General features: G+C 39.3%; 20 protein-coding genes and 1 pseudogene. 10 read left to right on the forward strand and 11 right to left on the reverse strand.

The window, feature by feature from the left end; all coding sequences use genetic code 11:
- The first annotated feature begins 45 nt into the window (after positions 1-45).
- From A9Y75_RS01600 to A9Y75_RS01615, 4 genes are all read left to right on the forward strand, one after another.
- Positions 46-1,506: an NAD(P)-binding domain-containing protein gene (locus tag A9Y75_RS01600; protein ID WP_071187613.1), complete on the forward strand. Its 1,461-nt coding sequence runs from the start codon at positions 46-48 to the stop codon at positions 1,504-1,506.
- A gap of 82 nt (positions 1,507-1,588) precedes the next feature.
- Entirely contained in the window at positions 1,589-2,974 is a 1,386-nt protein-coding gene (locus A9Y75_RS01605; protein WP_236721300.1) for a cytochrome P450, read from the forward strand.
- 63 nt (positions 2,975-3,037) lie between these two features.
- On the forward strand, positions 3,038-3,907 hold the full coding sequence (locus A9Y75_RS01610) for a class I SAM-dependent methyltransferase (RefSeq protein WP_071187615.1): 870 nt from the start codon (positions 3,038-3,040) through the stop codon (positions 3,905-3,907).
- Between the two features lie 142 nt (positions 3,908-4,049).
- Positions 4,050-4,727 (forward strand): isoprenylcysteine carboxylmethyltransferase family protein, encoded by a 678-nt coding sequence (locus tag A9Y75_RS01615; protein ID WP_071187617.1) that lies wholly within the window; start codon positions 4,050-4,052, stop codon positions 4,725-4,727.
- 423 nt (positions 4,728-5,150) lie between these two features.
- Here A9Y75_RS01615 and A9Y75_RS01620 read toward each other — a convergent pair whose 3' ends face one another.
- Both A9Y75_RS01620 and A9Y75_RS01625 read right to left on the reverse strand, forming a co-directional pair.
- Positions 5,151-5,627: a DUF3237 domain-containing protein gene (locus A9Y75_RS01620; RefSeq protein ID WP_071187619.1), complete on the reverse strand. Its 477-nt coding sequence runs from the start codon at positions 5,625-5,627 to the stop codon at positions 5,151-5,153.
- 380 nt (positions 5,628-6,007) lie between these two features.
- Positions 6,008-6,721, reverse strand: a complete 714-nt coding sequence (locus A9Y75_RS01625; RefSeq protein WP_071187621.1) for a Coq4 family protein — start codon at positions 6,719-6,721, stop codon at positions 6,008-6,010.
- 377 nt (positions 6,722-7,098) lie between these two features.
- Here A9Y75_RS01625 and A9Y75_RS01630 point away from each other — a divergent pair, with 377 nt between their 5' ends.
- Both A9Y75_RS01630 and A9Y75_RS29240 read left to right on the forward strand, forming a co-directional pair.
- Positions 7,099-7,956 (forward strand): alpha/beta hydrolase, encoded by an 858-nt coding sequence (locus A9Y75_RS01630; protein WP_071187623.1) that lies wholly within the window; start codon positions 7,099-7,101, stop codon positions 7,954-7,956.
- 131 nt (positions 7,957-8,087) lie between these two features.
- Positions 8,088-8,294, forward strand: a pseudogene (locus tag A9Y75_RS29240) (GUN4 domain-containing protein); the annotation flags it as partial.
- Positions 8,295-8,353: 59 nt separating this feature from the next.
- Here A9Y75_RS29240 and A9Y75_RS01635 read toward each other — a convergent pair.
- Positions 8,354-9,814: an adenylate/guanylate cyclase domain-containing protein gene (locus tag A9Y75_RS01635; RefSeq protein ID WP_071187625.1), complete on the reverse strand. Its 1,461-nt coding sequence runs from the start codon at positions 9,812-9,814 to the stop codon at positions 8,354-8,356.
- Entirely contained in the window at positions 9,811-10,833 is a 1,023-nt protein-coding gene (locus A9Y75_RS01640) for a molybdopterin-dependent oxidoreductase (RefSeq protein WP_071187627.1), read from the reverse strand. Before A9Y75_RS01640 ends, A9Y75_RS01635 begins: the two co-directional genes overlap by 4 nt.
- A gap of 175 nt (positions 10,834-11,008) precedes the next feature.
- Here A9Y75_RS01640 and pruA point away from each other — a divergent pair, with 175 nt between their 5' ends.
- Entirely contained in the window at positions 11,009-13,987 is a 2,979-nt protein-coding gene (gene pruA, locus A9Y75_RS01645; RefSeq protein ID WP_071187629.1) for an L-glutamate gamma-semialdehyde dehydrogenase, read from the forward strand.
- A 61-nt stretch (positions 13,988-14,048) separates the two neighbouring features.
- Here pruA and A9Y75_RS01650 read toward each other — a convergent pair whose 3' ends face one another.
- Complete coding sequence (locus A9Y75_RS01650; RefSeq protein ID WP_083389462.1) at positions 14,049-14,384, reverse strand: hypothetical protein; 336 nt, start codon at positions 14,382-14,384, stop codon at positions 14,049-14,051.
- Positions 14,385-14,613: 229 nt separating this feature from the next.
- On the opposite strand from A9Y75_RS01650, the gene A9Y75_RS01655 reads away from it, so the two are divergent.
- Positions 14,614-15,399 carry an HAD hydrolase-like protein gene (locus tag A9Y75_RS01655; RefSeq protein WP_071187630.1) on the forward strand — a complete coding sequence of 262 codons (786 nt, stop codon included), beginning with the start codon at positions 14,614-14,616 and terminating at the stop codon, positions 15,397-15,399.
- Between the two features lie 229 nt (positions 15,400-15,628).
- Here the strand turns inward: A9Y75_RS01655 and A9Y75_RS01660 are convergent, their stop codons facing one another.
- A complete protein-coding gene (locus A9Y75_RS01660) occupies positions 15,629-16,237 on the reverse strand; it encodes a tetratricopeptide repeat protein (RefSeq protein ID WP_071187632.1) in 609 nt (202 codons plus the stop codon).
- Between the two features lie 320 nt (positions 16,238-16,557).
- Between A9Y75_RS01660 and A9Y75_RS01665 the strand changes: the two genes are divergently transcribed.
- Positions 16,558-17,733: a DNA double-strand break repair nuclease NurA gene (locus tag A9Y75_RS01665; protein WP_071187633.1), complete on the forward strand. Its 1,176-nt coding sequence runs from the start codon at positions 16,558-16,560 to the stop codon at positions 17,731-17,733.
- Positions 17,734-17,828: 95 nt separating this feature from the next.
- A complete protein-coding gene (locus tag A9Y75_RS01670) occupies positions 17,829-18,614 on the forward strand; it encodes an FHA domain-containing protein (protein ID WP_071187634.1) in 786 nt (261 codons plus the stop codon).
- A gap of 95 nt (positions 18,615-18,709) precedes the next feature.
- Here the strand turns inward: A9Y75_RS01670 and dacB are convergent, their stop codons facing one another.
- The 5 genes from dacB to leuC form a co-directional block, all read right to left on the reverse strand.
- A complete protein-coding gene (gene dacB, locus A9Y75_RS01675; protein WP_236721302.1) occupies positions 18,710-20,149 on the reverse strand; it encodes a D-alanyl-D-alanine carboxypeptidase/D-alanyl-D-alanine-endopeptidase in 1,440 nt (479 codons plus the stop codon).
- Between the two features lie 373 nt (positions 20,150-20,522).
- Positions 20,523-21,638, reverse strand: a complete 1,116-nt coding sequence (locus A9Y75_RS01680) for a ferrochelatase (RefSeq protein ID WP_071187635.1) — start codon at positions 21,636-21,638, stop codon at positions 20,523-20,525.
- 477 nt (positions 21,639-22,115) lie between these two features.
- Entirely contained in the window at positions 22,116-22,349 is a 234-nt protein-coding gene (locus A9Y75_RS01685; protein ID WP_071187636.1) for a DUF3134 domain-containing protein, read from the reverse strand.
- A gap of 117 nt (positions 22,350-22,466) precedes the next feature.
- On the reverse strand, positions 22,467-23,075 hold the full coding sequence (gene leuD, locus A9Y75_RS01690; RefSeq protein WP_071187637.1) for a 3-isopropylmalate dehydratase small subunit: 609 nt from the start codon (positions 23,073-23,075) through the stop codon (positions 22,467-22,469).
- Between the two features lie 57 nt (positions 23,076-23,132).
- A complete protein-coding gene (gene leuC, locus A9Y75_RS01695) occupies positions 23,133-24,536 on the reverse strand; it encodes a 3-isopropylmalate dehydratase large subunit (protein ID WP_071187639.1) in 1,404 nt (467 codons plus the stop codon).
- Between the last annotated feature and the right edge of the window lie 97 nt (positions 24,537-24,633).

A 24,633-nucleotide genomic window follows, 5' to 3' on the forward strand; every position in this document is an offset into this window, starting at 1 on the left:
TCTATTATTTATTCCTCGTTTTTCAAACAATACTGAGATTATTTTATGAATTTACTAAAATCTTCCCCACACTCTACTCGTAAATGTAAAGTTGCTGTCATTGGTGCTGGTGCTAGTGGTATTGCTACAGCAAAATCTCTTATTGAAGATGGTCACGAACCGACTGTTTTTGAAAGCAGCGATCAAGTTGGTGGTGTTTGGGTCTTTAAAAATACTAGCGGCAGGGCTTTTAGTACAGTTCACTTTCAACACTCAAAGTATGTTAGTGTTTTCTCCGATTATCCTATGTCGATGGAGTCCAGTGAGTTTCCTGACCATACAGAGGTTCTGGACTATCTCAATGAATACGTAGACCACTTTGATATTAGGAAACATATCAAATTCAATACAACAGTAGATAAAGTTTCCAGAAAGGATGATGATTGGGAAGTTACTGTCAGCTATCCTGGCGGTCAATCTACTTTCAATTTCGATGCGATCGCTATTTGTAGCGGTATTTATAATGAAGCAAGATGGCCAAATTTTCCTGGCGAAGAAAAATTTCAAGGAAAGATAATCCATTCTAAAGATTATAAAGAACCTTCAATTTTTGCAGATAAAAATGTTCTAATTGTTGGCAATGGACCTAGTGGAGTAGATATTGCAGTCACTGCATCCTATAGCTCTAATAAAGCCATTTGGAGTTATCGTAAAAATCGTTGGTTACTTCCCAGATACTGCGAAAGAATACCCTTTGATTTTATCGTGACTCGCCTGAATAAACATATCCCTTTCCGGCATCAAATTTTATCTTTGGTTCACATTAAAAAGTTTTATCCGATTATGTTAGATCACCAGGCTTGTGGTGTGAAGCCAAATGTTGGTCCAGAGAAATCAGGTCCTGTTTTTAATGAAGATGCCTTAAACCGCATCCGGCTGGGAGCAATCAAAACCAAACCAAATATTGCACATTTTGAAGAAAATAAGGTTGTATTTGAAGATGGTAGCAGTGAATTAGTAGATATGGTTGTGTATGCAACAGGCTACCAAGTTAAAGTTCCTTTCATGGATGAATATTTAGGTGAAGACCATCAAAAAAACTTAAATCTTTATAAGATGGTATTTCCCCCCGAATTACCCAACTGTGGCTTTATTGGATTTGTTTACGGAAACGTCATATTTCCCACTTCTGAACTGCAAGCACGTTGGTTTTCTAAAGTCATTTCTGGTGAAGTTGAATTACCATCAAAAACAGCAATGGAAGAGCAAATTCAAGAACACAGAAAACATCAGGAAGAAGGCTGGCTTGACAGTGCATACCGTAGCTTGCGTATTTCAGCTTTTGATTACATGGATGACATAGCGAAGGAAATTAACGCTATGCCTAAAATTTGGGAAAACTGGACAATTTTGAAGGAAATTTTCGCAGGTCCAATGATGGCAACACAATTCAGGCTTAATGGACCTCATAAATGGCAAGGTGCTGCGTCTTGGATCAAAAAAGTACCCAAGCTAGTTCGGAAATAGGTTATTGATACTAAACACTAATATTTTTAGGTTATGGTAAGCCTGTTGTAATTATTAAAATAAGACATGGAGATGATGAAGCATGAATACGTTTATGAACAATATCTTTCAGCCTTTTATGAGTAAAAATAAATTACCAAACGGACCTGAAGAACCTGAATTATTTCAGTTAATCAATTGGCTTGTTAGACCTTTTGAGTATCTAAAAGAATGTGTAGATAGATATGGCGATATATTTACTATTAGGACATTTGGTTTCTCTCCATTGGTATTTATAGGAAATTCTCAAGGAATTCAAGAAATTTTTAGTACCTATGCTAAATCTTTTGATGTCAAAACTACAAATGCTATTCTGCATCCTATAACTGGCGATCACTCCATAGTATTAATGGATGACTCCAAGCATAAAAGAGAGCGTAAATTACTTATGCCTGCTTTTCATGGAGATAGAATGAAATTATATGCTAAAAAAATATGTGAAATTACTGATAATGTCACTTCTTCCCAGGAAATAAATAAACCTTTTCTTGCTAAAAGTTTCATTGAAGAGATTGCCCTCAAGATACTTGTGGACATATTGTTTGGAATCCGTGAAGAGGGAAAAAGCAAACAATTTTTGTCGATTATAACTGATTGGGTAAATATCATTGATTCTCCAGTGCAATCGAGTTTGATGTTCTTTAAAGTTCTGCAAGTAGACTTAGGAGACTGGAGCCCCTGGGGTAATTTTATCAGAACCAAACAAACAGTTGACAAGCTTCTTCAAGCTGAAATAGAAGATAGGCGAACTAACAGAAAAAAACTTGGCGATGATATCTTCAGTTTAATGCTGGAAGCAACTTATGAAGATGGTCAGAAAATGAGCGATGACCAGATAAAACATGAATTGTTTACTTTTTTGTATGCTGGCTACGAAACAACCGTGACTGCTTTATCTTGGGCTTTTTACTGGCTCGAAAAATACCCCCGCGTAAAAGTTAAACTGTTGCAAGAAATAGATAGTTTAGGGGACAATCCTGACCCGATGGAGATATCTAATCTCCCATATTTAACGGCTGTTTGTGAAGAGACATTGCGATTTTATCCAGCAGTGACATTTGCTTTTGGACGTACTGCTAAACAAGACATGAAAATAATGGGTCGTTTTTTTGAAGCTGGGACAACATTTTATCCCTGTATTTATTCAGTCCATCATCAAGAAGATGTGTATCCAAATTCAAAGCGATTTAGACCAGAAAGATTTTTAGAACGTCAATATACCCCTTACGAGTTCATCCCTTTTGGCGGTGGTTCCAGGTATTGTTTGGGTTATGCTTTTGCTATGTTAGAAATGAAACTACTAATAGCTTCAATTGTATCTAAATACAATTTAAAATTAGCTGATAATCAACCCATTCAACCAGTACGTCATTTAAGCACTATCAAACCCTCCAATGGTGTACCTTTAGTTATAACTGGGTTTCGCTAATAGGCAAAATTAGTAATACGCACATTCGCAAGTTCAGTATTCTATCTCAAGGATTAAAATAAAATGTCAGAGCAAACAAATAGACTCCGCTATTTCAATATTGTGCTTGATTCAATTGAGAAACAAAATCAGGAAGTGATAGAAGCTTTTGGGCATCATGTCCATTGGGGTTATTGGGACTCAAACAGTTTACCAGATGGTTCTGTTGAAGACTTTCGGCGAGCAACAGAAAAGTTATCTGTGAAAATGTGTGAAGCAGGTAGAATTACAGATAATCAAAGAGTTTTAGATGTAGGATGTGGATTTGGCGGCACGATAGCCACTATTAATAATAGATATAAAAATATGGATTTAGTCGGTGTGAATATTGATGAGCGCCAGCTAGCCAGAGCCAGAGAACTTGTTTTGCCTGCGGCAACTAACAAAGTTGAATTTGTAGAAGCAGATGCCTGTAAGCTACCTTTTGAAAATAATTCCTTTGATGTAGTTTTAGCTGTTGAGTGTGTCTTTCACTTTCCCAGTCGAGAGCTATTCTTTCAAGAAGCAAAACGGGTACTAAAACCAGGTGGTTATCTAGCGATTTGTGACTTCACTCCGGCAGATATAGTAATGCCTTGGATTGGGATGTTAGATTTTGTGTTTAATGGCTTATTTCCTAGTACTTATGGTCAAAATAACCTTAACCTGAGTAATAACATAACTTTGCACGAGTATGAAAAACTCGCTGAAAAGAGAGGATTTCGTGTTGTGTATGAACACGACATTACCGTAAATACATTGCCTACTTACCCAATTTCTTGTCAAGTAATGCGTAAAGCCTCACCTCCAGGATGGGATACTGAAGTAGATATGTTTCTTACCCAAACTATGGAATGGTTCAGCCGTCAAGGTTTATATCGTTACATAATTTTCTCATTTGAAGCCCTGTCTTGATAGAGTTCCGGTAGTCATCTGTGCAATGGATAATATCCTTACACCGTAAGAGTTTCATGATTAATATTTGTACCTCATATACCAACGATACGCTGTATTTTGTTGATTGGTGCATAAGTATCAAATACTCAGGAGTTGTATAATGAGCGTATTTAAAGCTATTTTGAGCTTACTAATCTATGGTTTTTTGTCAATTGGTATACCACTTCTAGGTTGGGGTATTGATAACTTGACAGAATTTTTGGCAAATCCAGCGAGAGTTATTTTCTTAGTTGGTTCAACTTTGATAAGTATCGTCTATGCCTGGTTTATACCTCAAAATCTTGTGAGTGACGCGGTTAAAGATAAACTGATAACTCGCCAAAACATCACTTTATGGTTGAGTATGCTTCTTTACGTGATCATTTTTAGCCTCTTGCCATACTGTGATCGCCACAACCTCTGGCAAATTAAAGCTGAAAATTATTTAAGATATGTTGGGGTAGTAATGTTTACCATTGGACTGATTTTCTCCACTTGGGGTCCACTGCACCTTGGTAAACAATTTGTTTTCAATGTGACAATTCAAGAAGGAAATAAATTAGTCACAGATGGACCATTTAGCTATGTACGCCACCCCCGTTATTTTGGTTTGGTTCTTTGGGTTTTAGGAGTTTCACTCATCTATCTTTCAGTTGTGGGGCTAGTCATGACTGGGGTATATATGTTGTTGCTGGCATGGCGAATTTATGACGAAGAAAATTTACTCCAGCAAGAGTTTGGTGAACAATGGACAAATTATTGTCAGCAAACGAAGCGGATAATTCCTTTTATTTATTAAGAAAAATTCATGTTTCAAAACCCCTGATACTGAAACAATAGGGCGACTTACAACAAAATCTTCCCGGCGAAGATAACTCGCTCGACAAGCTACTAGGCAACTCTAATTTCTAAACTTTAATCGAATACGCCTTATGTGAATCAAGTCATAGGATGCTGTAGACCTCAAGCTTTGGTGTCCATACCTTTATCTTGTGGTTTCCCGCTTCTTTTTACTACCCCATCTCACATAAGGCGTATAATAATATTGCTATACCCGGTTTTTGAGTCGTTTGCTACTATAGCCGTGGACAGGGTGGTTAGGACATCAACTAATCCTAAAACTTAGACACTAAAAGGCTTCTAGCACTGTCACCTGTCACCTGTTCCCTGTCACCTGCTATAACTCCCCTAATAGCCGTATAACAATTCCGTTGCTCCCTACCTAATTCACTGCAAAGATTTCGTGAATTACGCCACCTTCACCGGTGCGTCCTTTGCCGATTGCAACTATATTATTCAGCCATGCGTATCGCTCATCACCTGTCTCGAATAAAGGATTGGTTCTGAGATAGTATCGCTCCTCTGCGCCTTGCGGATCGTCCGGCTTAGAATAATCCACCGCATACTCAAAGTTTTCTGGGCTTGCGACCATCCGTCCGCCATAAGTCATGAGAATGATTGCCCCGTCATGCGTCTTTAGGCATAGACGAACGTCGATTGCGCCAGACCCGTCAGCCCTTACTCTAGCCCAATCGCCACCGGACATCGGGATAACCTCACCTTTGAGATTCGGTCCCTCGAACTGTCCAGACTGGGCTATAAAGATTATGCGGTTCCCATCGGGGGCTTGTCCGACATCCATCGGCGGTTGAATTTGTATTCTTATCTCGAACAAGAATTCGGTCTTAAGCTCGGACATCGGTATCTCCTTGGTGTGCATTGCTGCCAGTTGCTGGCTAAATCCAGATGTTTACCCTGGGTGTCAAGCTGCTATTAGCAGATCCATTATTCAAGTATTGGATACTGTTGGCGAATTATTTCTTATACATTGGAATATCCGATAAACCCGTTGTTTGATGTTGGGTTTCCTTCCGTCAGCCCAACCTACGAAAAATTAGGGTTTGAAGTATTCAGTTATATTTCGCCAACAGCATCCGTGTTGGTCATAAAAATCAAACTAGAAAGCAGTATTATATAGAGGCAGCGAAGATTCTAGTTTCTCCAAAGAGTAGTTTTTTTGTCACTACAAGAGTGGAAGTACAGTGTTTGCACTGAGTTTTTCAAAAGTCTGCGGATAAGTTAGATTGCTGTCAGTGGCAGATAAGGGGTTCGATCTGTTACAGGAGCAACATTTAACTCCGCTCTCCATTCTGCTAGTGGCTTTTCCCAAGCTTCTTCCCACTTCTGCGCCAGAAAGGGTTTTGCCTGACGCGCTGCATTGTAGGACTCGTGAACGATAAGCATATAAGTGTCTAACTCTCTCTGCATCTTGATATTATTCAGGATATCTCCGGCGAGCAGTATCGCTCCAACCGGATCGCGGTTTTGCGCGTACTGAAATACTGTAATACCAATTCCCCCAAAAAGAGTGAGGCCATAACCTGAAACGGTATGCCAAATATCATGGGTTTGTCGCATCCGCAGACTGTAATAGCTCACATCATCTAGAATCTCGACTTTGGGATAAAAACCTGCCGGATAGCTTACTTCTCGCAGGTTATAGGCATAGGCATAGCCTAACGAATCTTTAGGTAGCTTGATTAATTCTTCTACATTGTGAGTCGGTCCAATATATCTTTCTTCAAAAATTTGAGCGACTTCAGGAATAGACTTGAGATAGGCAATCTGGGCAGCACGAACGTCCTGTTTGGCGAACCCATCCTCAATATCAAAAATTCCCTGGATATCTACTCCGCTACTGATAAAGCAAAAGAAAGCTTGCACAGCTTTCGCAACTTCTGGAGCAAAGGATAGGCTCACATCCGCATCGATAATGGAGGCAAGTGTTGACATCTGTGAAACTTTAGATAATCAAATTTACACAATAAATTTTATAGCAAGATCGCATTTATAGCAAGATCGCAGAAATATCGAATACTCATACAAAACTTTACCTGCAATTCTTATTTAACTTGGAATGGTGCGTTATGCTATGCTTTTCTTGGATGCCGTAGGATATACAAACCCTACCTCTGCACATTATCTAGTCAATGTTAGAAAATGGTAGGTTCCGCATCGCTAAAATGACCAGTCATAACCCTGCGTATTTTTTTGCGTAAGCGTTTTGGTATGGATGTATTTACTTTTGAAGAGCATCCTGTGGCTTGATTGACATAAGGCGTAAAATATAAAAAAGCAAGCTGGATATTTTTCAGTAACAGGAGGATAACGTGAGTTTTGACGCTCAAGAAAATCACACCCCACAATATAAAACTGTCAAGCTACCCCAAGGAATACTCCACTACAGCGATCGCGGACAGGGACCGATATTAATCTTTCTACACGGGCTTCTGGTTAATGGACGACTTTGGCGTGATGTTGTATCTAAACTCGAAGGTGAGTTTCGCTGCATTGTACCAGACTTACCTCTCGGCTCTCATATCCAACCAATGAACCCTGACACCGACTTAACTCCACCTGGTGTTGCTCGCTTAGTAGCAGATTTTGTTACAGCCCTCAATTTAGATGATGTCACTTTAGTTGGCAACGATACAGGCGGTGCTATATGCCAGTTAGTCATTAACGAGTACCCCGAAAAAATCTCAGGACTTGTACTTACTAACTGTGATGCTTTTGAAAACTTTTTACCGCTGTTTTTTAGTCCCCTTCAGTACGCCGCTCACATACCAGGCTTTATCTTTGCATTTTCACAGTTAATGGACTGGTCTTTAGCCCGACATATCTTGTTTGGGCTACTTGCACATAGACACTTGGAACCAGAAGAAGAATCCGCATACTTTACACCGCTAATTCGTTTTTCTGGGGTGCGTCACGATCTAACCAAAGCTGTGTGTGGTATTTCAAATCGTTACACTCTGGAAGCAGCCCGTTCCTTTCCCAATTTTAACAAGCCAGTTTTAATTGTTTGGGGTGAAGACGATCCATTCTTTACTTATAACTTTGCTGAACGCCTCACAAAATCCTTCCCTAATGCTCGACTAGAGCGTGTTGCAAAATCACGTACTTTCGTACCTGAAGATCAACCTGAACTGCTAGCGAAGTTGATTACAAGTTTTGCTGTTAAGTAGGTAGGTATGAAAAAACAAATGATCCATTGTGTGTGATACACAGTTATAGGCGTTTTGGCTTTTCTGTACAACGCCGTACTTATCAAAGTCTACGGGGAACTAAAAAATTTCGCTGAGAAGTTTGGGATGCTGTTGGTGATCAAGTTGGTTGGAGAAAAGACAATAAATGGATGTACTACGACGATTTGATATTTGATATCACAGCCCCTGAAGCCCATTTACCTAGTGGAATTTTTTGGTTTGATTCTTGGTGGGGGAGGTATGGGTGGTTTTTGTTGGATGGTGTGGAGAAGCGTTTTTATTATTTAATAGTGCGAGTTCTCAAATGTAATATTTGATTGAACTACAATTAAAAACAAGTTTCTGAATTTATGGTGTATTGAATTTTGAATTGTGGTCAATTAACTAGTAGTTCATAAATAGATATTGCTCCATCTTTGCCTTTTACTTTCACTGATTCATCTACGAGTCTGAGACAAAATAATTCTGGATGAAATAAGCTTTTAACTACTGATTCAGTTAACAAAATGCCACATTCATATTGCTTTGTTAGTCCTTCGATCCGAGAAGCAACATTGACTGCATCGCCAATAACTGTAGAATCAATGCGGGACGTAAAGCCCACTGTACCCATCACTACTGTACCACGATGAATGCCGATACCAACGGAAATAATGGGCAAGTTTTTTTGAGATCGCTGATAATTAAACTGATCTAAAGCCTTTTGCATCAAAATTGCTGCTTTGAGGGCGCAGTCTGTAGCATCATCATCAAATAAGGCCATGATGGCATCACCGATATATTTATCAATAAATCCCCCTGCTTCATCTATGGCTTTTCCCATACAAGCTAAATAGTCATTTAAAAAGGTAAATATTTCTATCGGTGCCATTGCTTCAGACATAGAAGTATAACCGCGAATATCACAGAATAAAATTGTCATTTTTCGCGTTGAAGCCCTACCGACTTGAATATTTTCTATTCCTTGGGGGGCAATGACAGAAACGAATTTATCTGGTACAAATTTCTCAAATGATTCTAAAGTTTTTTGCAACTTACTAAAGGATATCTGCAATGTTGCAGCCATTTCATTAAAGGAATTTGCCAATGCGCCAATTTCATCTGTACGATTATTAATATCTGCACGATGTTGTAAATCACCTCCAGCAATTTGAGCTACACTGGATTGTAAACGTTGCACAGGATCACTCAACTGTCGTGCTAGGATGTAGGCACACACCCAACCGACACCCAGTCCTACAGAACCGACTGTTAAAGCTTGATTTACTGCATTAGCAACAGCACGATCTACTTTTTGTAGAGACATCCCAATTCTTAACACACCTAGTTTTTTACCAGCTAGTGTGCGAATATCTGAAGCTACTTCAATGATGGGTTCACCACGTTTAATTCGCAATTGATCTGCAAAATAAACATCTTTGAGGATAAATGTTTCGGATATGCGAGCTTTTTCTGAAGATTTTAAGGCATTATTGGTAATATTTAAAGGAACAATATCGGGTATGTACTGGTTTTGATATTCGTTAGGGGAAGCAGCAGCAATTTGATTGTCTTGACGGTTATCAGAGACGAAGACATAAACAAAGTCTTCATTTTCTCGTAAGATCAAATCTATGTTTAAGCGGATTTGACTCCAATTTTCTTCTGAAAATTCGTTAGAGTATGTATAGCTGAGAATGTTAGTAACACTTTTCGCATCATTCAACTTTTCTTGACGGTAGAGGGTATTTTCACTTTTTACCCAAACTGCAACTATCGCACCAATCAAACCAAGAATCAGCAAGGTGGTAGAAACTATAATTTGGGTACGAATAGAACGAAAAGTAAAAATTTTCATGGTTGTGGAGTTAACTCTTCTACAAAAGTCACCCAGCGTCGATTTTTAGTTTTGCTTGGACAATCATCACCAAAAGCTAGAGTCACAGGACCACCCATTTTTGATAAAATTGGCTGTTTATTTTCACCCCATCTAGTTGCTAAAATGACATTACAGTTATTTATGTCTGTAGATGCTAATTCTGTAGGTTCAGAATTTCTACGGTAAATTTCTGGTTTTCCAGTTACGACTACAGAACTTTGAGGTTCTATTCCAGCTAAAGAAAGCACATCTTTTACTCTGACACCATGTAATTTAACTTTGCTACTAGGCCACCAGACGCGATAACCAACATTTTGGTTCAGGGTAACTTGTGGTAATTTATCAAGATTGGCTAAATTGAGTTGACGATTACCTACGCGAACCAATGCTTTTTCCGTACCAAAGATAACATGAGTTACATAAAATGCCCAAAATCCCTCATTATACTTTTGTTTGATTTGAGGATATTGACTATAGGGAAAGATTAAATAAAGGGGGCCACCTTGGTCACGCTGAATTGGTTTATTATCTTTGGCAAGTGCTAAAATAATTGGGTAAGTGAGTAAGTCTTCTATTTTTACTGTTACTTGATAAGCGTCGTAGCACACAAAAGTTATTTCTGTCACTCCCGGTGGAATACCAAAGTTTTTTAGCAGTGTAGATACAGGTATTCCTTGAAATTTAAATACTTGATTTGGATTAACAATGTTATTTGCATCAATGGTATTAACATTGGTTGTAGCTAACTTAAGCAACTCCGGCCAACTTAAGGTTTCCGATTTACCATTTCCTGTCTCACCCTGAATAACTAAATTCCACTGACGCTGCGAGTTGTTTTTGGCTTTATCTGCTAGAATTTCCGCATTGCGATTGCTGGCTTCTTTCCGCCATACTTCCAATTGTGTATTTGTCGGCTTTTTTGTACAACCTCCTAAGCAGACTATAGCTATCCCCAAAGATACTAAAGCCAAGTTTTTCCAGATATTCAATACAACCACATTCAAAACTACTAGGAAAGTTTACAAAATGGCGTTAACTAAGTTAGAAATAACACCGTAATCCATTTTTACACTATCATTCAACATTACGCCAAAAAAATGTCGTTTGGAAACAGACAGTAAGGGTTTAGCAATGCTAAACCCCTACAACTAACAACTACAACTAACAAATTTTATGGTATTACAAGTAGAAAACAGCGGATACGAAGCGAAAACCCAAGAAATTGCTAAACAAGTTTTAGCTACTAGTCAGGAAAATCGCTCATTTTTATCGGCTTTACGGGACCAAATGCGCTGGGATGATAAATTACTCGATTGGGCTATGAGTAATCCTGGTTTACGGGTACAATTATTTCGGTTTATAGACACTTTGCCTGCTTTACATAGTAAATCAGAAATTGCCTCCCATTTACAAGAGTATTTGGGAGATGAGTCCGTAGAATTACCCGCAGCTTTAAAAGGAATCTTAAACTTTGCTAACCCTGATTCTATGCCCGCACAGGTAGCGGCGACAACTGTAGGCACTGCTGTAGAAACTTTAGCACATAAGTATATTTCCGGGGAAAATATTAAGCAAGTTATCAAAACCGTTGAGAGACTGCGAAAAGATAAAATGGCTTTCACCATTGATTTACTCGGTGAAGCTGTAATTACGGAAACAGAAGCACAATCTTATTTAGAAAGATACCTAGAATTGATGCAGCAATTGGTGGAAGCATCAAAAAATTGGGCGAAAATTCCGGCTATTGATGAAGCTGACGGCGAAAATATCCCGAAAGTGCAGGTTTCTGTCAAATTAACGGCGTTTTATTCCCAATTTGATCCTTTAGATGCTGAAGGTAGTGAAGAACGAGTGAGCGATCGCATTCGTATTCTACTACGTCGGGCGAAGGAATTAGGTGCAGCCGTCCATTTCGATATGGAACAATACGCCTATAAAGATATTACTTTCAAGATTCTCAAAAAGCTGTTACTCGAAGAGGAATTTCGTCAACGTACCGATATCGGGATGACTATTCAAGCATATCTGCGTGATAGTGAACAAGATGCTAAAGATATTATTGCTTGGTTAAAACAACGCGGTTATCCTCTGACTATTCGCTTAGTTAAAGGTGCGTATTGGGATCAGGAAACTATCAAAGCTGCCCAAAAACATTGGCCGCAACCAGTTTATAATGATAAAGTCGCCACAGATGCGAATTTTGAAACGATTACGCAGCTATTACTAGAAAATCATCAGTATGTCTATTCTGCCATAGGAAGTCATAATGTGCGATCGCAATCTCGCGCGATCGCAATTGCTGAAAGTCTCCAAGTTCCCCGTCGTCGTTTTGAAATGCAAGTTCTTTACGGCATGGGTGATAAAATAGCCAAAGCTTTGGTAGATAAGGGTTATCGCGTCCGGGTTTATTGTCCCTACGGTGAACTTCTCCCCGGAATGGCTTATTTAATTCGTCGATTATTGGAAAATACCGCGAATAGTTCGTTTTTACGGCAAAATTTAGAAAATCGTCCCGTTGAAGAATTATTAGCACCACCAATTCTAGTTCCAGCTTCCCCCTCGCTTGCGGGGGGGACAGAGGGGGGGTTCTTCGGTGTTGCGGATACTGATTTTGCGGAAGAGGAAAAAAGGAAGAAGTCGAGTTTGACTTTTGAAAATGTGCGTCAGCAGTTGGGGAAAACTTATTTACCTTTTTTGAATGGGGAATATGTGAATACTACAACTTTTGTTGATTCTCTGAATCCTTCTAATTTTAGTCAGGTGGTTGGTAAAATTGGACTTTTGAATATTGAACAAGCAGAGGAAGCAATGAAATTTGCTAAAGCTGCTTTTCCTGCTTGGAAGAAAACTCCAGTTAAACAACGTGCTGATATTTTGCGGAAAGCTGGGGAGTTAATGGAGGAACGACGCGCTGAACTTTCTGCTTGGATAGTTTTGGAGGTGGGGAAACCTGTTAAGGAAGCTGACGCGGAAGTTTCGGAAGCAATTGATTTTTGTCTTTATTACGCTGAGGAAATGGAACGGCTAGATAAAGGTGTAATTTATGACGTTGTTGGTGAGACTAACCGTTATATTTACCAGCCTAAAGGTATCGCTGTTGTTATTTCTCCCTGGAATTTTCCTCTTGCTATTGCTTGCGGTATGACTGTTGCTGCTTTGGTTTCCGGAAATTGCACTTTACTCAAACCTGCGGAAACTTCTTCTGTAATTACTGCTAAATTTACAGAAATCTTGATTGCAGCCGGAATACCCAAAGGTGTTTTTCAATACGTCCCCGGAAAAGGTTCTCAAGTCGGTGCTTATTTGGTTAATCATCCTGATACCCATGTGATTGCTTTTACTGGTTCTCAGGAAGTAGGTTGTAGAATTTACGCAGAAGCCGCAATTCTTCAACCTGGTCAAAAGCATATGAAGAAAGTCATTGCAGAAATGGGCGGGAAGAATGCCATCATTGTTGATGAAAGTGCTGATTTAGACCAAGCTGTTGTCGGAGTTGTCCAATCTGCTTTTGGTTATAGTGGCCAAAAATGTTCTGCTTGTTCACGGGTAATTGTGCTTGAACCAATTTATGATGCTTTTGTGGAAAGGTTGGTTGAAGCAACAAAATCTTTGAATATTGGGGAAACGGAATTACCTAGTACCCAAGTTGGTCCGGTGATTGATGCTAATTCGCGCGATCGCATTTTGGAGTATATTCAAAAAGGGAAACAAGAAGCGAAAGTGGCTTTGGAATTACCCGCACCAACCCAAGGTTATTTTATCGGTCCTGTGATTTTTTCGGAAGTTCCTGCAAATGGGGTAATAGCACAGCAGGAAATATTTGGCCCTGTCTTAGCAGTAATTAGAGTTAAAGATTTTCAAGAAGCTTTGGAAGTTGCTAACGGCACAAATTACGCTTTAACTGGTGGTCTTTATTCCCGTACACCTTCCCACATTGAACAAGCGCAAGCTGAGTTTGAGGTTGGGAATTTATACATTAACCGAAATATTACTGGAGCGATCGTTTCCCGTCAACCTTTTGGTGGTTTCAAACTTTCTGGAGTCGGTTCAAAAGCTGGGGGGCCTGATTATCTTTTGCAATTCTTAGAACCACGACATATCACAGAAAACATCCAACGTCAAGGTTTTGCACCTATTGAGGGTGCAGACTAATCCTATAATACACAGATACCCGACTTCTCAAAGAAGTCGGGTATCTGAAATTAATTAATTATTATTTTGGACATTCAGGTAAGCTTTTACCAGCGTAGTTACAATCAAAATGAATTAATGCTTCTCTACTCGATTTAAAGCTTCTCGTTTTCCGATAACTATCTGTTTGTGGATCTTTATCTTTATCCCAAATTTTCAAATAGTAATCATTACCATCATCAGTAGACCATAATTCATAGCGATATTCACCACCAAAACCTTCACTTCTCAAGTAGTCTGCTAATGCTGTATTTGATATAGATAGAAGGGTAGATATTGCTAGGATGGGAATTAGAGCTATTTTCAATACCTGAGTTGTCTTCATAGATGAACCAATTTGCGCTTCAATGCCAAGCATAACGTAATTCCGTATTTGCGTCTAGATATAAATCAGCAATTCTACAAAAAAACGTATACCCTTGTCTTCACAGTCTTAGTCATACTACTTTTGACTGCGGTTATAACCTATTGAGAAGCGTCACCTGCTATAACTGCTGACTGTTGGCTCCTGATTGCTGCTGTAATTGTTACATATCCATATATAAAGGTGCGGTAAGCTGAAAATAGCAGTTTTCATCCTCAAAACAATGACAGTGAATAGTCCCACGATTTTAGCCTTAGACTTTGATGGAGTGGTTTGCGATGGACTAATTGAATATTTTGAGGTAGCATGGCGTACCTACTGTCAAATTTGGTCACCTGCTAATGACACAGCACCAGATGATTTAGCTTTAAGATTCTATCGCTTACGTCCGGTAATTGAAACAGGTTGGGAAATGCCTGTTTTAATTAAAGCCTTGATTACTGGATTCTCGGATGATAAAATTATCCAAGAATGGACAAGTATCACTCCACAAATTTTGGCAGCAGATAACCTAGAAGCGAAAGAAGTTTCTACAAAATTGGATAATCTGCGGGATGATTGGATTAAGACAGATTTAGATGGTTGGTTAAGTCTGCATAGATTTTATCCTGGTGTGATCGAAAGATTAAAAATAACTCTTGCGAGTGCAGTTCAGTTATATATTGTTACTACTAAAGAAGGACGTTTTGTCCAGCAGTTGTTACAACAAGAAGGGCTTGATTTACCACCAGATGCGATTTTTGGCAAGGAAGTAAAGCGCCCAAAATATGAAACTTTGCGAGAATTAATTGAGAAAGCAAATACCCAACCTGTGAGTTTATGGTTTGTTGAAGATAGGCTGAAAACATTACAATTAGTTCAACAGCAATCAGACTTAGATCATGTCAAACTTTTTCTAGCAGATTGGGGTTATAATACTCAACCAGAACGGGAATCAGGAAAAAATGATCCACGCATTCAGCTAATATCACTTTCTCATTTTGCTCACGATTTTTCAACTTGGTTGTAATTAACTGGAGAGATATAGCAATTTTTGCAGAGGTTGTGAACATCTTGTAGGTTGGGTTAGATGCGGTAATTAACTTATAACGCTTACAGATAAATCACCAAACCGCGTCGTAACCCAACATCTACTATAAAATAGGTGTTCATGGCTCATTTAGAATCGCTATAGATTACTTCAGTTTCTAATTGGGCTTCAGGAGAATTATAGATCGTAGGTGTAAGTTAAATCTAAATTACTTACGATCTATCTTCTGAATTAACTCAATCACCTCTTGATAATTTGTGATTCTTTTCTGTTGTTGAAATAAGTTAGCTGCTGTCTTTAAATCGGTAATTGATCCTTGATGATCACCTAAGTGATGACGCGTAATTCCTCTATTTTTGTGAGCTTCAGGAAAGTTAGGATTAAGAAGTAATGCTTGGTTGTAGTCTTCAATAGCGCCTTTCAAATCTCCTAAATCATGGCGAGCTAATGCTCGATGATTGTAGACACCAGCATAGTTAGAATTAATGCTTATAGCTCGGTTATAATCGGCAATCGCCCCTTTTAAATCTCCCAATTTATGGCGGGAAAAACCACGTTGATAGTAAACCTCAGGAAAATTAGGATGCAAACGTAACGCTTGAGTATATTCTTCTATTGCCCCTTTTAAATCTCCCGATGTATGGCGGTTAAGTCCGCGATGGAAATAGACTACAGCCTCTTTAAGATTAGTTTGTGCTAAGAAGGATGATTTTATTCTAAATTCGGAAATAGTTGACAAATTTTTGGCACTCACTTTCGGGCTATATAATATAGTTCCTAATATGAGAGTTGCAATTGTTAATTTCCATTTTTTCATTACGCTATTTTACCAATTATTAGCATACAGTTATTAATTATATATCATATCGATTAAGAGGATGTTTGAAAAGTTGCAAATTATACTCTAAACCCCTCTCCAAACCTCTCCCCCACAGGGAGAGAGGCTTTGATTCTTACTCCCCTTCCCTGGTAGGGAAGGGGTTGGGGGTTAGGTTCTGAGACTTTTGATGTTACCAAAAATACTTTTAAAACATCCTCTAATGACTTATCAAAAAAAACTCTCCGCGTGGTTCCCTAATGATACGTCTTTAACCGAAAACGATATTACATTTATTCACACAATTACACTTAGTCAGTATGCTTGATTTAACAAAAATATCGGGACAAATGCAAGGGTTCAGTCAACATTTAACTTCAGAAGTAGCTGCGAGTCGCCAGCGTTTGGAGTTAGCACAGCAACATTTACAAAAAGCTGTTGAGTGTCAAGAGGAGTTAATTGCACGTCAAGAAAAATGGCGCGATCGCATTCTCTTTGCTAATGCTACCCCAATTGAACCCCTAGAAACCTGTATTACTATCCCTGTCCCCCCTAAAGTTCATACTGTCATCGCTACCGATGGTTCGCAAATAGCACCTAATCATCACGAAATCGCTTATTGTTACTTGCTAAATATTGGTAGAGTCGTTTTACATTATGGTCAAAATCGTCACCCTTTACTAGATAGTTTACCGGAGGTATTTTACCGCCCTGAAGATTTATATGTGTCGCGTCAGTGGGGAATTAGAACTGAGGAATGGATGAGTCATCGTCGCACAGCTTCAGAAACTACGGTATTAGCAGAACTTGCTTGCAGTGCGAAAACAGAAGCCCCAGCTTTAGCAATGGTGGATGGTTCATTAATATACTGGTTTTTAGAACAGTTGCCGATGGATGCACGCGATCGCATCTTACCCCCCATTTTAGAGGCTTGGCAACAGATGCGGGCAGCCCAAATTCCCATCATGGGTTATCTGAGTGCCTCTCGCAATATCGAAGCCATGAACTTTTTACGGTTGTTGGCTTGTCCCCACCCAGTACCCGATTGTGTCAGCTATTGCCCCAACCAGTTAGAATATGTACCATGTAAAATATTTGATTCTTTGCGAGATACAACCCTATGGACAACCCAACTCCTACCTGGACAACGTGGCCCCCTATGGCGCAGTAATAACCGGATTTTAGAATTATATGAAGACCAAACTATTTATTTTTGTTACGTTCATGTAGGTACAGAAATTGCCCGGATTGAAATTCCGGCTTGGGTAGCACAAAATACAATCATGCTTGACCAAGCCCTAGGATTAATGCTGGCACAAGTGCAAAAAGGATACGGTTATCCTGTGGCAATTGCGGAGGCACATAATCAAGCCGTTGTCAGAGGTGGTGATAAAGCCCGTTTCTTTGCCCTTTTGGAACAACAAATGATTAAAGCCGGGATCAAAAATGTGGGAATTTCCTACAAAGAAGCTAGAAAACGGGGAAGTATCGCTTAACAGTAATCACTTTCATAAATTAGCTTAATTCCACACCCAATGCTTAATATATTTAGCAGTGTTCAATCATTTATAAATATCCCAAAAAATCAGCTATGCAAAATATAAATATCGTCAACAATATTGGATTTAATTTAGAACTATTTCATCTTCAAACCAATACTTCTTTTGAGTTATCACCCAATCTAACTGTAATTCTTATTGGTAAGCCCAATGAAAAAAGTTTACCAGATATTGATGTTTCTCAGTTGCCAAATGGGGATATAGCTTCTCGCATTCATGCACAAATTCAAATAACAGGTGGTATTTACTTTCTTGAAGATTTAGGAAGTTCCAACGGCACATTTTTAAATAATACTAAGCTAGAAGCTAAAACTCCCTATCAATTAAATATAGGAGATCAAATCACTCTTGGACAAGGAAATGCCATCACATTTGTATTCCAATATCAACAAAATCAGCAATCAGATATTATTGCTACCTCCAATCCCACATCACTTCAACCGCAAATTCCTAACAGAAGTATACCAACTACCTCCGATAAGACCAATAAGCTAATTGGTATAGGTTTAATGGTTGCCGGAATTGTAATTTTAACTGCTAATATCCGAGTTGGCCTTTTTATTCGTTTTCCTGGTATTATAGTCTGTATGGCAGGAGTTTATATTCTTTTTCAAAAGCGGATAAATCATTCTTTAGGCTGGCTGTTACTTGCCCTGGGAATTGGCGTAATATTTTTCACTAGTAATGTATTCGCGTCTGTAAACCTATTAGTAATTATCGGTTCATTTGCTTTATTCATCGCTGGATATCAACTTTTAACTACCGGAAAAATCCTAGATTACGATTTAAGATCAATTCAGAATTTAATTAAGAAATAGCTCAGAATAATCCAGCAGATTGCAGGTAAATGGAGTAAAAAATTTCAACTAAAAATTCAGATATCACGAGGGTTTTACTCTTAAATAATTCTGTATCAACAGCGCCGCAACTGCGACAATAAAACTACAATGTCATCCATAGCTTTCCTGACGACACTTGCCGGCTGTTCAGATTGGTTCACCATAATACTGAAAACTAAAGGCTCATAATTTGGCGCATTAATATATCCAGATAAGGAAACTACACCAGTCATTGTACCTGTTTTTGCTTGGACAATTCCCTCCACAAATGTGTTGCGAAAGCGATTTTTCAAAGTTCCGCTAATACCTGCAACAGGTAAAGAAGCACGAAAAACTTCAGCTTGGGATGATTTACCCATTACCTGCAAAAGTTGCACCAAAGCTTCTGGACTAATTAAATTTTTGCGAGATAATCCAGAACCATCTACTAAAATATAATTTGTTGACTCAATTCCCAATTCAGTTAAAGTAGTTTTTAAAACTTGTAGCCCTGCATCAGCAGTACGTTGATTTTTTGCTAATGTTTGTTTACTACCTAATACTCTGAGTAAAGCTTCCGCAAACAAATTATTACTATTGACATTTGTCTCTACCATCAAATCAGATAAAGGTGCAGATTCAATTGCTGCTATTTCCTGTTCATTTTTACCACCATTGCTACTAGATGTTTGTTGTACAGAAATTTTTTCTCTTCCTAAACTTTGCCGAAAATGTCTTAAAAAATTTTCAACAGGATCAAAAATAGCTAAAGCTGTTATTTCTGGTGGAGAATTTACAGCTAATTGTCCTTGAATCCGTAATATCTGTCCTTTTAAATCACGGTTTACTTCCACAAAACTTCGTTCATTTTCTGAAGTAGTTACAGTATTATTTTCAATCTTCCAGCGATATGCTTCTGTAGGTTCAGCCCAATTAAGTTTTAGTGGCTTACCTATAGTTTGCGGCAAAAATGTTAAAACAGAAGCATTTTCATTTAAAATTAAACTATTTACTGGTGCGCCATAATAAGCCTGTACATCTTCCCATTGCCAACTAGAATGTACAACTTCTCCTTGAAAATAACTATCATCAGCAATTAACTGATTTATTTGCCGAATCCCCTGTTGGGATAACTGTTTTGCTAATACTGTTAGTTGAGCATCTTTTAAGCTAGGATCTCCCCTACCGACAACACGCACAATACCTTCACCATCTTGATAAACAGAGGTACGAATGCGGAAATTTGCTCCCAATTTCTGTAATGCAGCTGCTGTTGTGAATAGTTTAGTATTAGAAGCAGGAATAAAGTATTTTTCCGCATCTCGATTGTAAAGAGATTGCCCAGATGATAAGGGTTTTACCAAAATTCCCCAGCGCATACGACTAAATTGAGGAAGATTGATAATAGCATCTACGGATGAAGGTAATTGAGCAGGACAAGTTGATTTTGTAGTGTTTGCTTGTGCAACTGGGGTTTGTGCTTGCGCTATTTCTTGGGTAACACTCACTTGGATACCGAGAAATAGTAAAATCATGCTAATATAAATTTTCCTAAAAATCATATTAATACCGATTTTAAAAATGATTATGACATTAATTTCTTTGTCCTCATATTAGGGACTACAAAATAAAAAAATATCCAATTAATTCTTTTAAATTATTGTGGGGTAGGCATCTTGCCGGTCTTTGAACACTGACAGGCTAAGTAGGTTGGCGTTAAAAATTGTCGTTATGACAAGACAGGAGGCAGAAGGAAAGAGGTTTTTGGGCAACTTTACGTTTAGTTAGATAGTACTCTTCGAGAAGCCGCTGCGCGTCTACGGTTTTTTTGTGCCTTTCTACTTAGAAGCCCGTCCCACAAAATTGGATAATTATTTTTTCTCTTCTGCTTCTCCTGTCATCTATAACCTAATGGTGATGATGATGATGAGTTATCGCTAACTCTCTATTAACTACCATTTCTTCAGCTTGCATTAATTCTGCAATATGAGCATTTGCCCATTCAGCAGCAATATCTAAGAATTGCGGATTGTCATTTACACAAGCCATTTGTAAATAATCAACATCAGAATGCTGTTTCTCTAAATCATGGATGATGTGGTGAACATCCAAAAGAGTTTCGTGGTTTTCTGTTGCAAAACCAATAGGCATAAAGACTATCACTTTTGCACCCAATTGAATTAGATTTTTAGCCGCTTGGGTAGCAGTTGGTTGTGTCCATTCAATTAGTGGTGTGTCGTGGTTGAGCCAACCCACAGAAATTAAAGGATAACGGTTAATTAACTCATTTCTGACTAATTCGTAAAGCGCTTGACTTTCATCAATTCCAGAAGTAAATCCCTTGGCTTTGTGGGGACAACCATGATTCATCAGCACAATACCAATTTGGGAAGGTAAATAAGCTGCGGCTACGTCAGCATTAATTTTTTCTTCCACCAACTGCGCCATCAATTTGATATATCCTGGTTCATTATAGAACGAAGGAATATAGCGCATCGCCTTAACCCAATGTTCTTCACCATCAGCTAATTCTACAAGAGCATTATTCACTTGCTCAATAGCAATACCACTGGTGAAAATGGAATCTACAACCAAAAGTGGATAAATCAAGATTTTGCTAAAGCCTTGATTTTTAATTTCTGCTAAAACTTGATTTGGCAAAAAAGGAGCGCAAAAGTTAAAAGCTTTGAAAACTTGGACACCACCACCCCATTTGTGTTGTAATTCGTGTTCAATACCAGCCCTTTGCTTTTCAAAGATGGCATTATGTGGGGAGATAAAATCATGGTGTGTGTGTCCCCATTCATGACGGTCAAATAAAGCTAAAAGCTTTGCTAAAGGGGGATAAATCCAAGTAGGAACAGGTGCAAATTTCGCAGTCAGGAGATTTAAAGCTTGTTCGTTATAGTTAGCAAAATCTTCGTAGCTTTCGACTTCGCCATAGCCCATAAGTAATACGGCTACACGGTCTTGGCTGGGTAGATGCTCGTGGGTATGTTGCAGTTTTTCCGGCGTTGCAACCACAATTAAATCCTCAATATAACCAGAATGCAGAGAGTGTAAACAGGAATAACATCAAGCCCTTTTAAATATTTATCATGAAGACAAACGCGGTGACGCGGTGAGTTTTTTTGATAAACAATTAGCCGATCTTGATATAACTGTATAATTCCCTATACTCATTAATTATTATCCCTTCCAGGAGGATAGGATAGACATAAACATAAAAATATACATCTGAAGGTATAGTTTTGCTATTTCTTTACATAGGGGCTTGAGTATTTAGCAGTGTCTCCGCAGGAATATAGGAGCGCAAATTTCAGTAAAATTTCTCATATTGGCAGAAATCACCAGACAGTTAAAATGACGCGCTGTCTTGTGGCTTCTGCCTTATATAGCAACGGACAGGGCGGTTAGGACACCAAGTGATGATAAAACCTAGACACCAAAAGACGTTTCAAACTGTTACCTGTCACCTGTCCCCTGTCACCTGCTATAGTACTAATCTTCTAAATCAATTTCTGCGTCGTCATCATCATGATCATAGGGAATATCATCGAGGTCTATGATTTCAGAAATTTCTTCCACTTCATTGAGACGATCTGATTCTACCGGTTCACGCGCTATTAAGCGTCCAGTGGATTTTAGCCATTCCAGAAGCACAAATTCATTACTTGTACGAATTACAGTAGCTCGTTGGTTGCGAGGTTGTTCATGCAAAGGGCCGTTAAGCATAAAAAAATTCTTTTTGAATTGGGAAAAACTATCTTGACAAGCAAATACTCACTTTACTATAATACCAAACTCGTTTTATAGTGTATTTCCCTAGCCCAGCCAGGGAATGTAAAACCATTAACTTGCTGCTAATATCTCCCAACCAATGTAAGGCAATTTCGCGGCTGTTGTTTTTACCTGTTCTGCATTTGCTACTAACTGTCCGCAAGCGTCCCAAGTTCCCGAAATAAAGGTGCTTCTCGTTCCTTCACCAAGGACAACTGGGGCGGTAAAGTCACCAATTTTCACTTGCAATTTTTCCAAATCTATGGTAAGGGATGCTTGGGGGTTAGCGGTGACTAATTCTTGCAGTTGCTTGACTGTTTCGCTGGGTGCAGTTACGCATGGTATGCCCATGGCGACGCAGTTACCAAAGAAGATTTCGGCGAAGCTTTCACCAATGACGGCTTTGATTCCCCATTTTGCTAGGGCTTGGGGTGCGTGTTCTCTTGATGAACCACAGCCAAAGTTGCGGTTCGCTATTAATATTTTCGCACCTTGATATTGGCTTTGGTCAAATGGGTGTTGACCGTTTAAGGCTTTTCTATCGTCGATAAATACGCCTTCTCCTAAGCCGTCAAAGGTGACTGCTTTTAGGTAGCGGGCGGGTATGATTCGGTCTGTGTCGATGTCGTTACCAATCAGGGGAACGGCGTTACCGGATATTTGTTTGACTTCACTTACCATAGTTTTGAGTTGATGAAGGTCTCACGCAAAGGCGCAAAGGCGCAAAGGAAGAGGGGGTTAAAGTAGTTCGCGCACGTCGGCGATTTCGCCTTTAATGGCTGCTGTGGCTACCATTGCGGGACTCATGAGGAGGGTACGACCGGAGGATGATCCTTGTCTTCCTTTGAAGTTGCGGTTGGAGGAGGAGGCGCTGATTTGTCTTCCTTGGAGTTTGTCGGGGTTCATGGCTAAACACATGGAACAGCCTGGTTCTCTCCATTCAAAGCCGGCTGCTTGGAAGATTTTATCTAGTCCTTCGGCTTCGGCTTCTTTTTTGACTCTTTCTGAACCGGGAACTACGAAGGCTTTCACACCCTCTGCTACTTGGCGACCTTGGGCAATTTTGGCGGCTTCTCTTAAGTCGCTAATGCGTCCGTTGGTGCAGCTTCCTATGAAGCAAACATCAATTTTTGTTCCTTGGATAGGTTGACCTGGATATAAGTCCATGTAGCGATATGCTTCTTCGGCTATAAAGCGGTCTTCTTCTAGGAGTTCTGCGGCTGTGGGGACTTTTTGATCTACGCCAATTCCTTGACCTGGTGTAATTCCCCATGTGACTGTGGGGGGAATATCTTCGGCATTAAATACTACTACGTCATCATATTCTGCATCAGCATGACTACTGAGAGATTCCCACCAAGTCACGGCTTTTTCCCAGTCTGATCCTTTGGGGGCGAAGTCTCTATTTTGCAGATAATCGTAGGTGATTTGGTCGGGGTTGACGTATCCGCATCTTGCACCGCCTTCTATGGCCATGTTACAAACGGTCATCCGTTCTTCCATGTTCATCTGTGCAAAGGTGGTGCCGGCAAATTCGTAAGCGTAGCCTACGCCACCTTTTACGCCGAGGGTACGGATGATGTGTAATATTACGTCTTTGGCGTAAACTCCGGGTTTTAAGTTACCGTTAACTTCGATTTTGCGGACTTTTAATTTTGATAATGCTAAGGTTTGGGAGGCGAGTACGTCTCTAACTTGGCTTGTACCGATACCAAATGCGATCGCTCCAAATGCACCATGACTTGATGTATGACTGTCTCCGCAAGCAATGGTCATTCCCGGTTGGGTGAGTCCTAGTTCGGGAGCGATGACGTGGACTATACCTTGATTCCCTGAACCAATATTGTAAAAAGTTATGTCATTTTCTTGACAACTCTTTTCTAATGCCTGGATCATTTCTTCGGCCATGCTATCCACAAAGGGACGAGCTTGGTTTTCTGTGGGGACGATATGATCAACTGTGGCTATTGTCCGTTGTGGAAATAATACTTTTAAATCCCGCTCCTTGAGCATAGCAAAGGCTTGGGGACTGGTAACTTCATGAATAAGATGTAGTCCAATAAATAGTTGTGTTAGTCCTGATGGAAGTGTCCCAACGGTGTGTAAGTCCCAAACTTTGTCAAACAGGGTTCCCTTGCTCATACGTCAATCTATGTTAAAGGAGTCGGATTTTTTATCGTATCAGAAAATTGTCCGCTGTGGACAAAAAGCCAAAAAAATTAATCTGTGAATATGAAAA

The sequence above is a fragment of the Trichormus sp. NMC-1 genome, from assembly GCF_001858025.1.
Taxonomy (GTDB): Bacteria; Cyanobacteriota; Cyanobacteriia; order Cyanobacteriales; family Nostocaceae; genus Anabaena.

What these genes read in the sequence shown, in the direction of transcription:
- A9Y75_RS01665 (WP_071187633.1), top strand. Translation starts at nt 16,558, where the DNA reads ATGCTTGATTTAACAAAAATATCGGGACAAATGCAAGGGTTCAGTCAA.
- A9Y75_RS01650 (WP_083389462.1), bottom strand. Translation starts at nt 14,384, where the DNA reads ATGCTTGGCATTGAAGCGCAAATTGGTTCATCTATGAAGACAACTCAG.
- leuD (WP_071187637.1), bottom strand. Translation starts at nt 23,075, where the DNA reads ATGGTAAGTGAAGTCAAACAAATATCCGGTAACGCCGTTCCCCTGATT.
- A9Y75_RS01670 (WP_071187634.1), top strand. Translation starts at nt 17,829, where the DNA reads ATGCAAAATATAAATATCGTCAACAATATTGGATTTAATTTAGAACTA.
- A9Y75_RS01660 (WP_071187632.1), bottom strand. Translation starts at nt 16,237, where the DNA reads ATGAAAAAATGGAAATTAACAATTGCAACTCTCATATTAGGAACTATA.
- A9Y75_RS01615 (WP_071187617.1), top strand. Translation starts at nt 4,050, where the DNA reads ATGAGCGTATTTAAAGCTATTTTGAGCTTACTAATCTATGGTTTTTTG.
- A9Y75_RS01625 (WP_071187621.1), bottom strand. Translation starts at nt 6,721, where the DNA reads ATGTCAACACTTGCCTCCATTATCGATGCGGATGTGAGCCTATCCTTT.
- A9Y75_RS01600 (WP_071187613.1), top strand. Translation starts at nt 46, where the DNA reads ATGAATTTACTAAAATCTTCCCCACACTCTACTCGTAAATGTAAAGTT.
- A9Y75_RS01620 (WP_071187619.1), bottom strand. Translation starts at nt 5,627, where the DNA reads ATGTCCGAGCTTAAGACCGAATTCTTGTTCGAGATAAGAATACAAATT.
- dacB (WP_236721302.1), bottom strand. Translation starts at nt 20,149, where the DNA reads ATGATTTTACTATTTCTCGGTATCCAAGTGAGTGTTACCCAAGAAATA.
- A9Y75_RS01635 (WP_071187625.1), bottom strand. Translation starts at nt 9,814, where the DNA reads ATGAAAATTTTTACTTTTCGTTCTATTCGTACCCAAATTATAGTTTCT.
- pruA (WP_071187629.1), top strand. Translation starts at nt 11,009, where the DNA reads ATGGTATTACAAGTAGAAAACAGCGGATACGAAGCGAAAACCCAAGAA.
- leuC (WP_071187639.1), bottom strand. Translation starts at nt 24,536, where the DNA reads ATGAGCAAGGGAACCCTGTTTGACAAAGTTTGGGACTTACACACCGTT.
- A9Y75_RS01655 (WP_071187630.1), top strand. Translation starts at nt 14,614, where the DNA reads ATGACAGTGAATAGTCCCACGATTTTAGCCTTAGACTTTGATGGAGTG.
- A9Y75_RS01605 (WP_236721300.1), top strand. Translation starts at nt 1,589, where the DNA reads ATGAATACGTTTATGAACAATATCTTTCAGCCTTTTATGAGTAAAAAT.
- A9Y75_RS01685 (WP_071187636.1), bottom strand. Translation starts at nt 22,349, where the DNA reads ATGCTTAACGGCCCTTTGCATGAACAACCTCGCAACCAACGAGCTACT.
- A9Y75_RS01610 (WP_071187615.1), top strand. Translation starts at nt 3,038, where the DNA reads ATGTCAGAGCAAACAAATAGACTCCGCTATTTCAATATTGTGCTTGAT.